This is a genomic window from Mycobacterium angelicum (genome assembly GCF_002086155.1).
In the GTDB taxonomy this organism is placed as follows: domain Bacteria; phylum Actinomycetota; class Actinomycetes; order Mycobacteriales; family Mycobacteriaceae; genus Mycobacterium; species Mycobacterium angelicum.
The window spans coordinates 1-13,143 of the sequence record NZ_MVHE01000102.1 but is presented as its reverse complement, the minus strand read 5'-3'; the positions used below and the strand labels follow the sequence as shown (position 1 = coordinate 13,143).

Genomic DNA, 13,143 nt, shown 5'->3' with positions numbered 1-13,143 from the left:
CGTTGTTCCTGGGCAATGGCGGTGCCGGTGGGGGCGGCGGGATCGGTGGCCGGGGTGGGCTGTTCATCGGTGCGCCCGGCGCCGGCTGGGTGGACAGCACCGGCACCGGGCAGTCGATCGTGATCGACTTCGTGCGGCACGGCCAGACCGCCAGTAACGCCGCGAACTTGATCGACACGAATGTGCCCGGGCCTCCGCTGACCCCAACGGGTCAGAACCAGGCGAACGTCATCGCCAACGCGCTCTTCGCGAAGGGCCCCTACGCCGGCATCTTCGACTCGCAATTGCTCAGGGCGCAGCAGACCGCCGCGCCGTTGGCCGCCATGTACGGGATGACCAGCGTGCCGGCATTGGCCGGGCTCAACGAGATCAGTGCCGGCATCTTCGATGGTCTGCCGCAGATCAGCCCCGCCGGGCTGCTCTACCTCGTCGGCCCGCTTGCGTGGACGCTCGGGCTTCCCATCGTGCCGATGCTCACTCCGGGCTCGCTGCAATTCAACGGCGTGGTGTTCAACAACGGCTTCAACGACGCGCTGCACACGATGTACAGCCAAGCCATGGCGAACCCGATTCCGGCCGCCGACGGCAAGATCACCGAGGTCGCGTACTCGAGCGCGTTCACCATCGAAATCGGGACGCTGATGAACGTCAACAACCCCGATCCGTTGCTCATCCTGACCCACACGCTGCCCAACACCGGCGAGGTCGTGGTGCAGGGCAGTCCCAGCGGTGGCTGGACATTGGTGAGTTGGGACGGGGTGCCCGTCCCGCCCGCCTCATTGCCGACCGAGCTGTTCGTCGACGTGCGCAATCTGATCACGGCGCCGCAGACGGCGAGCTGGAACATTTTCTACTCGTTGTTCAGCGGCGATCCGACCACCATCGTGACGGCGGTGCGCGACGGTATCGAAGAGGTCGGAACGGCGACTATCAACTTCCCGATCGCGGTCATTCGGGATCTGATCGACGCTGTCTAACGCCGTTTAAGCCCGCTGTGCGGCTACGGCTTCGAGTGTGTATCCAGGGCGGGGGAATCGCGATCCGAGCGCCCGCGACGCACACTCGACGCCAAGACCGCACACTCGAATCGAGCTAACCCGGCCGTCCCGGCCGGCCGTACAGCACGCCGCCGATCCCGCCGGTTCCGGCCACACCCTCGCGGCCGTCGTTGCCGCCGGCGCCGCCGGCGGCCCCGCCGGATCCCGGCGCCGCGCCATTACCGCCGACGCCGATGAATTGCGCCGCCCCACCCAGGCCGCCGTTGCCGCCGTTGCCGCCGTTGACGCCGGCGTCCCCGGCGCCACCGGTACCACCGACGCCGCCGGCACCGCCGTCGCCGGCGAACAAGCCGCCGAGGCCACCATGGCCGCCATTGCCGCCCTGCCCGGCAGCGTGGGTGCCCGAACCTCCGGTGCCCCCTGTTCCGCCGGCGCCGCCGGTACCGGTCCAGGTCGCCGCACCGCCCTGGCCACCGGCCCCACCGGCGCCGCCCACCTCACCGTCGCCACCGGCACCGCCGGTGCCACCGACACCTCCGGCTCCGGCGAACCAACCACCGACGCCGCCGGTACCACCGGCACCACCGGGGCCGGCGACAACCCCGTCTCCGCCGGCGCCACCTGCTCCGCCGGCTCCGCCGATGCCGATCCCGCCCTGCGTGCCGCCGATTCCGCCGATGCCGCCGGCCCCGCCGATGCCGAAGCTTCCGCCGGAACCGCCGGCGCCGCCTTGCCCGCCAACGGCCGCCGTACCGCCGAGCAGTCCACCCGCACCGCCACCGCCACCGTGGCCGCCGCTCCCGCCATAGCCCGGCGGGTCGCCCGGCGCATTGACCGCGGGTGCCTGGCCACCGGCGCCGCCGGCGCCGCCGGCCCCGCCGTTACCCCACAACGTGGGTGACCCGCCGTTGCCGCCGATGCCGCCATTGCCGCCATTCAAACCGGCTTCGCCGGCCACGCCGTCCCCACCGGCGCCACCGGACCCGCCGTTGCCCCACACGAAGCTGGCCGCCCCACCGTTTCCGCCGGCCGCGCCGGCTCCGCCGGCGCCGCCGGACCCCCCGCTGCCATACAGGAAGCCGCCGGCACCCCCGACTCCTCCGGCGGCGCCGGCTCCGCCGGTCCCGCCGGCCCCGCCGTTGCCGACCAACCCCGCGGCGCCGCCGGCGCCGCCGGCCAGCCCACTGTTGGTCTGGGAATAGCCGTTGCCGCCATTGCCGAACAGCAGTCCACCGGCCTGGCCGTCCGGGTGGGCGGCTGTCCCGTCGTGACCGTTGCCGATCAGCGGGCGGTCCAGCAGCGCCTCGGTGGGCGCGTTGATCGCGGTCCAGAAGGACTGCAGCGGGTTGGCACTGGCCGCGTAGGGCTGGCCTGCCGAGGTCCCGGGATGGCCGTAGATAACTCCGCCAAGACCGCCGGGTCCGCCCAGGCCGTCGCGCCCGTCGTTGCCGCCGTTGCTGCCGGATCCACCGGCTCCGGGCGCCCCGCCATTGCCCCCGTTACCGACAAACGGTGACGATCCGCCGATACCGCCGTTGCCGCCGTTGGGGCCGTTGACGGGGGCCCCGGCAGCAGTGGTGCTACCGCCGGCTCCGCCGGCCCCGCCGGGGCCGCCGTCGCCGATCAGCCAGCCGCCGAAGCCGCCGTGGCCGCCGTCGCCGCCCTGCCCGCCATACTGTGTGCTCGACCCGCCGGCGCCGCCGGCTCCGCCGGCGCCGCCGATGGCAAGCATCCCCGTCATGCCGCCCTGGCCGCCGGCCCCACCGTGGCCGCCGACGGAGACACCGGTCCCGCCGGCGCCACCGGCCCCGCCCGCACCACCGGCGCCGTACAGTGCGCCCGACATTCCGCCCGTACCACCGGCACCGCCGTCGCCGCCGATGGTTCCGCCGCCGCCGGCTCCGCCGTCTCCGCCGGCGCCGCCGGCGCCGAACAGCCCCGCGGTGCCACCCGTTCCGCCGGCTCCGCCGGTGCCGCCGACGCCACCGGTCGGGCCCACTGAGCCCAAGCCGCCGGCCCCGCCTTGCCCGCCCGCTCCGGTCAAACCGCTGAACAGGCCGCCTGCCCCGCCACCGCCCCCGTTCCCACCGCTACCCGCGGACGGGACGCTCGGCCCGCCGGGATCGGGGGCCGCGCCGCCGGTTCCGCCCTGTCCGCCGATCCCGCCGTTACCCCACAACGTGGCGGACCCGCCGTTTCCGCCGACGCCGCCGGTGCCGCCGTTGAATCCAGGCGTGCCGGCCACGCCGGTTCCGCCGGCGCCGCCGGCCCCGCCGTTGCCGTACCAGAAGCCGCCGCTGCCGCCGGTCCCGCCGGCCGCTCCGGTTCCGCCGGTCCCGCCGGCGCCACCGTTGCCGACCAGCCCCGCCGCGCCGCCGTTGCCGCCGGCCACACCGCTGTTGGCGGTTTGGGAGTAGCCGTTGCCGCCGTTGCCGAACAGCAGTCCACCGGCCTGACCGTTCGGATGAGCCGCTGTCCCGTCGTGGCCGTTGCCGATCAGCGGGCGGTCCAGCATCGCCTCGGTGGGCGTGTTGATCGCGGACAGCAAGGACTGCAACGGATTGGCGCTGGCCGCTTCGGCGGCCGCATACGTCTGGCCCGCCGAGGTCAGCGCCGCCACGAACTGCTGGTGGAACGCGTCGAGCCGGGTGCTGAGCGCCTGGTATTCCCGGGCATGCCCGGCGAACAGCGTGGCCACCGCCGCCGACACCTCGTCAGCTCCCTGGGCCAGCACCGCGGTGGTGGGCATGGCCGCGGCCAGGTTCGCCGCGTTGAGGGTCGAACCAACCTGCCCCAAAGTTGTTGCCGCCGAAGTCAATACCTCGGGAACCGCTGAGATATACGACATCGCTGCCTCTCGTTCAGTCGCCGGAGAACATTTCGCAACGGTAGCGGAACACTTGCTCCGCTGAGAGCGTGGCAGGGGTTGGCGGCCACGTCAAGGGCGCCGCAGAAGTCCCCCCGGACTAGCGTGAGTGGGTCGACTTTCTTAGGAACACGATGGAAAAGCGGTTCGTCAGGAGCAGTCGCGATGGTGGCGTGGTGGCGATCGAGGTCATCAACTCCAAAGCGCTGAACATCATCGGCACCGGCGCGATCGAGGACCTCGCCGAAGCGTTTCGCGCCCTGCGTGCCGACGCCGACGTGCGGGTGGTCGTATTGCGCGGCGCGGGTGAGTCGGCGTTCATCGGCGGCGCCGACATCAACGAGATGGTCACGCTGGGCCAGACCAGCGGCGAAGCGTTCATCCGGCGGCTTGCGGGTCTGTGTGAGGCGATTCGCGAATGCCCCGTCCCGGTCATCGCCCGGCTCGCGGGCTGGTGCCTCGGCGGTGGTCTGGAAGTCGCGATGTGTTGCGATCTGCGGATCGCCGAGCCGGGCGCCAAGTTCGGCATGCCCGAAGTCGCGGTCGGGATCCCGTCGGTGATCCACGCGGCGTTGATGCCGGCTTTGATCGGCGCCTCGCGTGCGGCCTGGCTGCTGCTGACCGGCGAAACCATCGACGCTACGACCGCCGCCACGTGGGGCCTGGTGCACGAGGTCGTCGCCGTCGACGCGCTGGACACGCGCATCGCCACGCTCACCGCAAAACTCGCCGGATTCGGCCCGCAGGCGGTCCGGCAACAAAAGCGCCTACTCAACAAGTGGTTCGAGATGACATTGCACGGCGCGATCGAGGACAGCGTCGAGCAGTTCGGTCTGGCGTTTCTCACCGGTGAGCCGCAACACCACATGCGGGCTTTCCTCCAGCGCAAGCGATGACCCGTCGGGACTTGTGGCAACGCCGGGGCGCCCTCAGACTGACAGAATGCGCGATCGCGAGACGATCGACTCGGAATTGCGGCTCATCGCTCTGCAGCGCCAATCAGCCCGCGGCGAGCATGGCGGTCGGCTGTCGTCGCAACGCGTCGACGAACTGCTCGACGAACGCCTTGGCCATCGCGCGGGGCCAGCCGAGACCAAGGCGGTGTCCGTCCCAAGCCGCGACGTCACTGCGCGCGTGCGTAAGAGTGCGCTGCTCCGCTTCGCGCCTCGCGCGATGTTGCCGCTGTCGCTGCTGGCCGTGGGCGCCACATTGCTGACTATGTTCTTCGGCGGGCACAGCCAACCCTCGGCCGAGCCGGCCGAAGCCGCCCCGCCGTCATCGGTTTCGCAGGGCGAACCGCCGGCCCCGCAATCCCAAACCCCACCGGTTGACCTCACCGACCGGGTGTTCATGGCCGTGTTGAAACAAGATGGTGTGCCCATTCCCAGTCCGGAATACGTGACGACGCAGGCGCATGCGGTGTGCGATTTCCTCGCGCGCCAGCCCGACCTCACCGCGGCGGTTCGCTTCGTGCAGCAATCGACCGTCTGGGACACCGAGCAAAGCACCCACTTCGCGGCTGGGGCCGTCGTCTCGTACTGCCCTCAGTACGAAACCGCAACTGCCCCAACGCGACCGGGCTTGCAGAACACGTTGTCCGATCTGCAAGCGATCCAGCGCGACATGCAGGGCATCCAAGGTGATCTGCAAGGTATCCGCGACCACCTGCCGGCCCTCCCCGGCGACTGACAGTCAGGGGACTGCTACTCGACTGCCCGGCGCCGCACTACCCCGGTGCGGGCTGGGAGTCCTCTAGTTCGGCCAACGACAGATCGAAACCGTCGATTAGCGACCACACGTCAGGGATCTGTTCCCGGTCGACGATGATGCCGATGTCGACGTGGCCGTCGTAGCTCATCACGGTGATGTTGAGGCCCAAGCCGTCGGTGATGACCGAGACCGGATAGTTGGCGACCAACCGTGCGCCGCCGCAATACAGGGGGAATTGCGGACCCGGAACGTTGGACACCACCACGTTCCACGTCGGCCGGCCCAACGACGAGGTGGCCAGCGCGAAAGTGGCCTTCGCGGCGCGGCTGAACAGGGCCGGCGGAATGAAGTGGTTCACGTCGGACAGTAGATCGGCCGGCAACGCGCGATGGCGTTCCTTCAAGTGCCGCAGACTGGCGGCGGTGGCCGTCAGCCGCGCCGCAGGTTCTGCGATGTCGGTGTGCAGGGGAGCGGCCAGCATCAGCACGCGATTGCCGTAGGTACCGGATTGCTCCTCGGTACGCACCGAAACCGGAATCTGAACGACCAGCGGCTGCTCGGGCAGTTCCTTGTGGTCGAGCAGCCATCGCCGGACCGTGCCGGCGCACACCGCAACCACGACGTCGTTGACCGTCACCTGGTACGCATTCTTGACGGCCTTGACGCGCTGCAAATCGATGCTGCCGAAGGCGAACCGCCGGTTCGCCGACACCCTGCCGTTGAACGACGTCCTGGGTGCCCGCATCGGCGAGCGGGCCACGCGGTTGCCGTCGCCGCCGACGATGCGCTGCAGCCGGCCCGCCAAGCGGCCGGCGCGCCCGATTCCGGGCAGCGCGGCAAACGTCGTTTCGTCCAGATTGGGCAGGGCGCGCGGCAGCGACCGCAGCAGTCTGGCCTGGTAGCGGGGAACCCCCAACAGCGCGCGACCCCACAGCTCCACTCCACTGGGATGGTGGCGAGACAGCGCCGGGCCGGGTGGGTCGATCGGTCGCTGCTCGGGACTCAAATCGAGGAGCAGCCCGGTGATCTCGGCTCCGGAGACGCCGTCGATGACGGCGTGATGGATCTTGGTGTAGACCGCGACATAGCCCTTTTGCAGACCACTTATTACGTACATCTCCCACAGCGGGCGGTCGCGATTCAGTGGGCGCGCGTGCAGCCGTGACACCAAATCGGCGAGCTGACGATCGCTGCCGGGGGAAGGCAGTGCCGATTCGCGCACGTGATAGGTCAGATCGAATCGGTCGTCGTCGACCCAGTACGGATAATCCAGCCCAAACGGCACCTCGACCAGCCGCCAGGTAAGCGGCGGCAGCAGATGCATTCGTTCGCTGAGCAGTTGCATCATCGACCCGCAGTCGAACGTTCCGCCCGGGGCGGTGCTCGGGTCGTGCACCGCCAGTCCCGCGACGTGGCCGGTTCGGCGGCCGTCTTCGATCGCGAGGAACTGCGCATCCAGACTGCTGAGCTGTTTCATCGCGGATGTCATCCTTCGCGTGTCGAGCGGTGTTTGCGTGCGGCTTCGGCGCTGTTGACCGCCGAGGTGACGGTGCGGTTGTGGAGTAGGAAGTCGTCCATGACCGCCGTCGTGACACTGCGCATATTGAGCAGCGGGCCGACCCATGCCGGCGCGCACGTGGTGGCGGCCCGGCGGGAGATGCCGTCGAGAACTGCCTTGGCCGCGTCGGTAACCGGGATCGGCCGCGACATGAAACCGGGCATCGCTTTACGCATCGCGTTCACCTGTTCGCGGGTGAAAACGGTTGCCGCCAAATCAGTTTCGATGAACCCCAGATAGGCGATACCCGCGGTGACTCCGTGCGGTGCCAGCTCGACGCGAAGGGCCCGGGTCAGTTGCTCGACGCCTGCTTTGCTCATGGCATATGGGGCGGCCAGCACGCCGTTGAAGAACGCATAGATGGAGCCGACGAACACGATGTGCCCGTGGCTTTTCATGAGCGCGGGCATGGTGGCCCGGGCCGTTCGCCATTGGCCGAGAAGGTCCACTTCGACGGTGCGCTCGAATTCCGCCGGGTCGATGGTGGCGACGGTGTCAGACGGCGGTGCGATGCCGGCGTTGGCGACGACGACGTCGATACCGCCGAACCTGGCTACCGAATCGTCGGCGGCTTGCTGCAACCCGGCGGCATCGGTGACGTCGGCTTCGAAAGCCGCGCTACGGGCGCCCAATTCGTCGGAGAGTTGCTGCAACGTAGCCAGATGGCGGCCGACGAGCGCAACGGAGGCGCCGCGCGCGTGGGCCTGGCGCGCGATTTCGGCGCCCAGACCACGGGCGGCGCCGGTAATGAACACCACGCGGCCGTCGACGTCAATCTCGGTGCGGTCACCGAAGAACCGGCCGATGAGTGGCAGCGCCTGACCAAGCCGCGACGTGGTGCGCGCCAGCAGACGGACAGTGTCGTCAATCATGATCGACCCTTTTGCGGAGGTGGCGGTTACAGCCGCCGTGCACTCGATGTTGCCCTCTTGGCCCTGTCCAAACCAGTGATGCTTTGGGTTACTTCGGTGGCGTCTCACCAACCCCATTCGTCGTCGTCGAGGACATCTACGGTGACGTCGTTGTCGGCCGGCACTTTGGTGCCGTAGAGGAAGGTGAGCAGAGTACGGTGCGCGCCGATCGGTTCGGCATCGACGAGGGTGGCGTGCCCGATCTTCATCCGGATCCTGTCTCCGGGCTTCAATTCGTCAACACGTTTAGGCTGCACACTCACCCATCGATGCCAGTGGACCGCTAAAGCTGTAGCTGCCTCCCCGTAAAGGCACTGTCATAGATGTTGATGATTCGCCGGGCTGCGACCTCGGCGCAAACCTCAGCGCAGCTAAGACTGTCCGAGTGGCGGCGGGAGATCTCATGGCTCGTATCGGGGTTCACCGAGGCCGCGTCTGCCTGACCCAAGCGAGGACATTCTTAGGCTGATCGGCAACCCAATCGTCGAGCGGCATTATCGAGATCGACGTGGGTTCGCTGGGTAACACGGTCGCCGCCCGCAGGGCTTCATCGGCGGTTTGTCGCCGTGTCGCAGCCGCGACTATGTAGGACGCCGTAAGGGCGTTCGTATTGTGGTCGACGGTGACGCCGGCCTGAAGCTGCTCGGCGATTTCGACTAGGGTGTCCTCGGCAATCCCATCGGCCGCCGCCCTCACCTGAACCCACCATTCGCCTGCCATGGTTGCTTTCTATACACGAAAGCCGCGACAAAACTTCGAAGCGCCCCAGGTGGAAAAACCGAATAGCCGGCCGCAGGAGGGCTCGCGCTGGAGCGATCGTGAGCGTGAATCGCCGGAGTCACTCCCAATTTTGCACCGGCCAAACATCCCCGCTACAACCACCGCTGCTCGACGAACTTTCCGGTCACGACGCGGGTCGTGTTGGCGGCCGGGTCCGTACTGCGACGCTGGTGCCGAGCTCCGCCTTCCAAACCGCTGCTCGCTCCCTGGCAGATCAGATATCTGCGGGGTAACCGGCAAACCAGGCCGACGACGCGTAGTCCACTTCAGCACCGGTCAAGTCGCCGAGCATTAAGCTAGTAGGCGATGTGCAGTTGTGTGCCACCGTTTTCGGCTTCCGGTTGTCGACGCGCCTTGTGGACGGTTCAAAAGGCTTGACTACCGCCAGAGCATCAGCGAAGACTCGCACGCACCTTGAGGAGACTGTTCCTCCGCCAGCTTTCCCGGTGCCTGCGATAACGCGCGTGATTTTGAAGAATTTCAAGAGCATTGAGGGCTGTGACGTCAAGTTGGCTCCAATGACAATGCTAGTTGGGCCCAATGGTTCGGGCAAAAGTAATTTTATTGATGGCCTCAGACTTACTTCCGACGCAATGAACTCGACTCTCGAAAACGCGATTCGCGAGCGAGGCGGGATCAATGACGTGAGGCGTCGAAGCCGGGGCCATCCTACTCATTTCGGCGTTCGAATAGATGTAGATCTTGGCTCTAACGCAAATGGCTTTTATGCTTATCAGATCGCGGCGCGCAAAAATCAGACGCTGGAAGTGCAACGCGAAGAATGTCGTGTCCTCTCACACGAGACATCTGCTGCTTACTTTACCGTCGAGAGCGGAAAGGTTCGTTGGAGCTTAAGTGAAATAAGGCCACCGTCGGTTAAAGCCAATGCTCTTGCACTGCCGTTATTAAGCGGTGAGCCGGCTTTTAGTCAGATTTTCCAATTGCTATCAAATATCGGATATTATAGCCTAAATCTCGATCGAGTTCGAGAACTCCAAAGTACGGATCCGGGGAATCTATTAAATCGAGACGGAAGTAACCTAGCATCGGTAATACGTAACACTGCTGAGCATTCACCTGATACATTAAAGCGAATCACTGAATATTTGGCTGCTGTGGTCCCTGGGATCCAGGCCATCCAGGCACGAGCGCTTGGTCCCATGGAAACGATCGAATTTCGTCAGGACGTTCTTGGTGATAAGAATCCCTGGCGCTATCTTGCTTCCAGTGTTTCAGATGGCACCTTGCGCGCATTAGGGGTTCTAACGGCCGCGTTCCAACTCGGCAGTAGCGCAAGCGGTATCCCCTTGGTAGCCATCGAGGAACCTGAAATAGCAATTCACCCGGGTGCCGCCTTGCGTCTGATGGACGCATTGATTGAAGCTTCTCGCCGCCGACAACTCTTGCTGACAACACATAGTCCCGACTTGCTTGATCATCCGCAACTCGACGTGGATTCCGTCATAGCCGTGCAAGCTGAGCGAGGGACTTCCCGCCTCGGCCCTGTGGAAGCGACCACCAAGGAGGCTGTACGCGAGAATCTCTATACCGTTGGGGAACTGCTGCGCCTGGAGCAAGTTCGTCCCGACGATATATTTGCTTTGCGGCAGTGGCCTCAATTGAAGCTTTTCGAATGACCCAACTTAAGGTCGGCGTCATCGTAGAAGGGCATGGAGATGTCGATGCAATCCCTGTCCTTATCCGCCGAATTGCAGAACTGCACGAAATTTTCGACACGGTTATATTGCGGCCTTTCCGGGTCAATCGAAGCAGATTCAATGAGAAATTCGACGACTTCGAGCGTGCACTTCGGTACTTGTCACAAAACTCGCATGTAATTGCAGTCGTCCTAGATGCAGATGACGACTGTCCGCGTGATCTATGTTCCAATCTCCGACTTCGGGCTCGCGAGATTGTGAAACATTTGCCAGTCTCAATCGTCGCAGCCAATAAGGAATTCGAAGCCTGGCTTTTGGCGGCAATCGAATCATTGCGCGGGCGTTGCGGTGTGAGAACTGACGCTGTATGTCCGAGCAATGTCGAAGAAATCCGGGGTGCCAAACAGCGAGTCGAAGCGATGATGGATAATCGAATTTATTCGGAGACTGTCGACCAAGTAAAGCTCGCGGCGAATATGGATCTCCGCATAGCGAGGCAGAATAGCCGATCATTTGACAAGTTTGTGCGAGATATTAAAGGTGTGCTCGGGGCGCGGTAAGGTCAGTGTCTATTGCTGGAAGCGCGGCACGTGGAGTCGGCCTAGGATGACATTTACTTGGCCCAAATCCATCGGGCCTCACATTCCGAGCGTTTCACTTCCGCGAATGCCGATCCCGCGCCCTCGTGGCGATCATCCCCGCCCGCGCCGAGGCCCGATACACCGCCGATTCCGCCGGTATCAGACTCACTCGATGCTTCTTGAGCCCGAAAACCAGCCGTCGCGGACGCCAATACGCCACGACCGCGGCAACTCCAACAACGCCGCCTCCACCAACGCCGGAATCTAATGCGGACACGACACCGGCCGATGGGACCAATCCAGAGCCCTTTACGCCGTTTTCGGGCGTCTTGTGTCCACAAGGTGTCCGCAGCAGCGTGCAGCAGCGGGAGGGCATCCACAGCACAGGGCTGGTACCGGGCCGGTCAAATGCGCGACAACCCCCAGCCGGTTGATGACAGTTGTTCCACACCTCGCTTTATGGCATGACGATGTTCGTCAACGGTGCGATGAAATGGGCGCGAAGTGGCGGGCCGGCCGGTGTCGTGTCAGCATTAGATACCGGGCCAACCAGGCATGCAGCGTTTGCCGACGCCCCGGCCTTCTGTCAACGGCCAAGGGTTGCGTCCACCAAAGTGGTGTACGAGTCGGGCCATGAGTTGAGGACCGGCGTGTCGTAGCCGAGTGATTGAAGGTCATCGCGTGATTCTTCGAGAGACCGACCAAAGTCACTCGAGCAAAGGAATCAACGCGATGACCAGTGCCCACGATATCGACCTGCCTACCGTGTTGGCCGAACGACTCACCACCTGCCAGCCTGACGTGCTGCGTGAGTTGTTGGCCACCTTCATCCATACCTTGATGGGCGCGGAAGCCGATGCCCTGTGCGGTGCCGAATACGGCCAACGCAGCGCCGAGCGGACCAATCAGCGCAACGGCTACCGGCAACGCCAGTTCGACACCCGCGCAGGCTCATTGGATCTGGCGATCCCCAAGCTGCGCCACGGCTCCTACTTTCCGGACTGGCTGCTGGAACGCCGCAAGCGCGCCGAGCGGGCACTGACCACCGTGGTGGCCACCTGCTATCTGCTGGGAGTGTCGACGCGGCGGATGGACAAACTCGTCGAGACCCTCGGGATCACGTCGCTGTCGAAGTCACAGGTGTCGGTGATGGCCAAAGAACTCGACGTCGCCGTGGAAGCCTTCCGGACCCGACCCCTTGATGCCGGCCCCTACACGTTCATGGCTGCTGACGCCCTGGTCCTCAAAGTGCGCGAAGCCGGCCGGGTGGTCAACGTGCACGCCCTGATCGCGACCGGGGTCAATGCCGAGGGCTACCGCGAAATCCTGGGCATCGACGTCACCACCGCCGAAGACGGGGCCGGCTGGCTGAGCTTCCTGCGATCGCTGACCGCCCGCGGACTGACCGGAGTCCGACTGGTCACCTCTGACGCCCACGCCGGCCTGGTGGCCGCGATCGGCGCCACCTTGCCTGGAGCGTCCTGGCAGCGGTGTCGTACCCATTACACGACCAATCTGATGGCGGTCACTCCGAAGAGCTCCTGGCCGTGGGTGCGCACCCTGGTGCACTCGGTGTTCGACCAGCCCGACGCCGACTCCGTTGCCGCGCAATACGATCGGATCATCGACGCACTGATCGACAAAATGCCCAAGGTGGCCGCGCACTTGGAGGACGCCCGCTCCGACCTGCTGGCGTTCACCGCCTTCCCCAAACAGATCTGGCGCCAGATCTGGTCCAACAACCCCCAGGAACGCCTCAACAAAGAAATCCGACGTCGCACCGATGTCGTCGGCATCTTCCCCGACCGCAACGCCCTGATCCGCCTCGTCGGCGCCGTCCTGGCCGAACAACACGACGAATGGGCCGAATCACGGCGCTACCTCGGACTCGAAGTTCTCAGCAAATCCCGTGCCGACCACGCACCGTCAACAGAACAGGAGGACGTCCCGGCGGCTCTGACCGCATGAACCACCTATCGAAGAATCACACGACGACGTCGTACACCACGTCCCTGGACTTGACCCAGCCAAGTAAAAGTATCCGCTGGTGGCCAGACAAAAGTATCCGCCCCGTGCGGTGG

General features: G+C 65.5%; 11 protein-coding genes and 1 pseudogene. 6 read left to right on the top strand and 6 right to left on the bottom strand.

The genetic code is table 11. The features are described from left to right. Positions 1 to 977, top strand: a 977-nt coding sequence (locus tag BST12_RS27325; protein WP_139801983.1) for a phosphoglycerate mutase family protein, incomplete at its 5' end; no start/stop codon positions are given. Between the two features lie 115 nt (positions 978 to 1,092). On the opposite strand, the gene BST12_RS27320 is transcribed toward BST12_RS27325, so the two are convergent. Continuing rightward, complete coding sequence (locus BST12_RS27320) at positions 1,093 to 3,846, bottom strand: PE family protein (protein WP_083116324.1); 2,754 nt, start codon at positions 3,844 to 3,846, stop codon at positions 1,093 to 1,095. 152 nt (positions 3,847 to 3,998) lie between these two features. Between BST12_RS27320 and BST12_RS27315 the strand changes: the two genes are divergently transcribed. Together BST12_RS27315 and BST12_RS27310 are read left to right on the top strand one after the other, a co-directional pair. After that, on the top strand, positions 3,999 to 4,760 hold the full coding sequence (locus BST12_RS27315) for an enoyl-CoA hydratase (protein WP_083116323.1): 762 nt from the start codon (positions 3,999 to 4,001) through the stop codon (positions 4,758 to 4,760). Between the two features lie 46 nt (positions 4,761 to 4,806). Then, positions 4,807 to 5,553: a DUF732 domain-containing protein gene (locus BST12_RS27310; protein WP_083116322.1), complete on the top strand. Its 747-nt coding sequence runs from the start codon at positions 4,807 to 4,809 to the stop codon at positions 5,551 to 5,553. Positions 5,554 to 5,590: 37 nt separating this feature from the next. On the opposite strand, the gene BST12_RS27305 is transcribed toward BST12_RS27310, so the two are convergent. The 4 genes from BST12_RS27305 to BST12_RS27295 all read right to left on the bottom strand — a co-directional run bounded on the left by BST12_RS27305 (position 5,591) and on the right by BST12_RS27295 (position 8,763). Next, positions 5,591 to 7,051 carry a WS/DGAT/MGAT family O-acyltransferase gene (locus BST12_RS27305; RefSeq protein WP_170062215.1) on the bottom strand — a complete coding sequence of 487 codons (1,461 nt, stop codon included), beginning with the start codon at positions 7,049 to 7,051 and terminating at the stop codon, positions 5,591 to 5,593. An 8-nt stretch (positions 7,052 to 7,059) separates the two neighbouring features. Continuing rightward, positions 7,060 to 8,004 (bottom strand): short-chain dehydrogenase/reductase, encoded by a 945-nt coding sequence (locus tag BST12_RS27300; RefSeq protein WP_245850603.1) that lies wholly within the window; start codon positions 8,002 to 8,004, stop codon positions 7,060 to 7,062. A 104-nt stretch (positions 8,005 to 8,108) separates the two neighbouring features. Continuing rightward, positions 8,109 to 8,306, bottom strand: coding sequence for a hypothetical protein (locus BST12_RS31275; RefSeq protein WP_139801982.1), 198 nt, complete (start codon positions 8,304 to 8,306; stop codon positions 8,109 to 8,111). A gap of 157 nt (positions 8,307 to 8,463) precedes the next feature. Next, the gene (locus tag BST12_RS27295; protein ID WP_083116319.1) at positions 8,464 to 8,763 is read right to left on the bottom strand and encodes a hypothetical protein; all 300 of its coding nucleotides are present in this window, start codon (positions 8,761 to 8,763) and stop codon (positions 8,464 to 8,466) included. A gap of 524 nt (positions 8,764 to 9,287) precedes the next feature. Here BST12_RS27295 and BST12_RS27290 point away from each other — a divergent pair. After that, positions 9,288 to 10,460 (top strand): AAA family ATPase, encoded by a 1,173-nt coding sequence (locus BST12_RS27290; protein ID WP_211281375.1) that lies wholly within the window; start codon positions 9,288 to 9,290, stop codon positions 10,458 to 10,460. Then, positions 10,457 to 11,041 carry a DUF4276 family protein gene (locus BST12_RS27285; RefSeq protein WP_083116317.1) on the top strand — a complete coding sequence of 195 codons (585 nt, stop codon included), beginning with the start codon at positions 10,457 to 10,459 and terminating at the stop codon, positions 11,039 to 11,041. Before BST12_RS27290 ends, BST12_RS27285 begins: the two co-directional genes overlap by 4 nt. 97 nt (positions 11,042 to 11,138) lie before the next feature. On the opposite strand, the pseudogene BST12_RS33820 reads toward BST12_RS27285, so the two are convergent. Beyond that, a pseudogene (locus tag BST12_RS33820) lies at positions 11,139 to 11,365 on the bottom strand (IS481 family transposase); the annotation flags it as partial. Between the two features lie 429 nt (positions 11,366 to 11,794). On the opposite strand from BST12_RS33820, the gene BST12_RS27280 reads away from it, so the two are divergent. Beyond that, positions 11,795 to 13,030: an IS256 family transposase gene (locus tag BST12_RS27280; protein WP_083116326.1), complete on the top strand. Its 1,236-nt coding sequence runs from the start codon at positions 11,795 to 11,797 to the stop codon at positions 13,028 to 13,030. Positions 13,031 to 13,143: the final 113 nt, after the last annotated feature.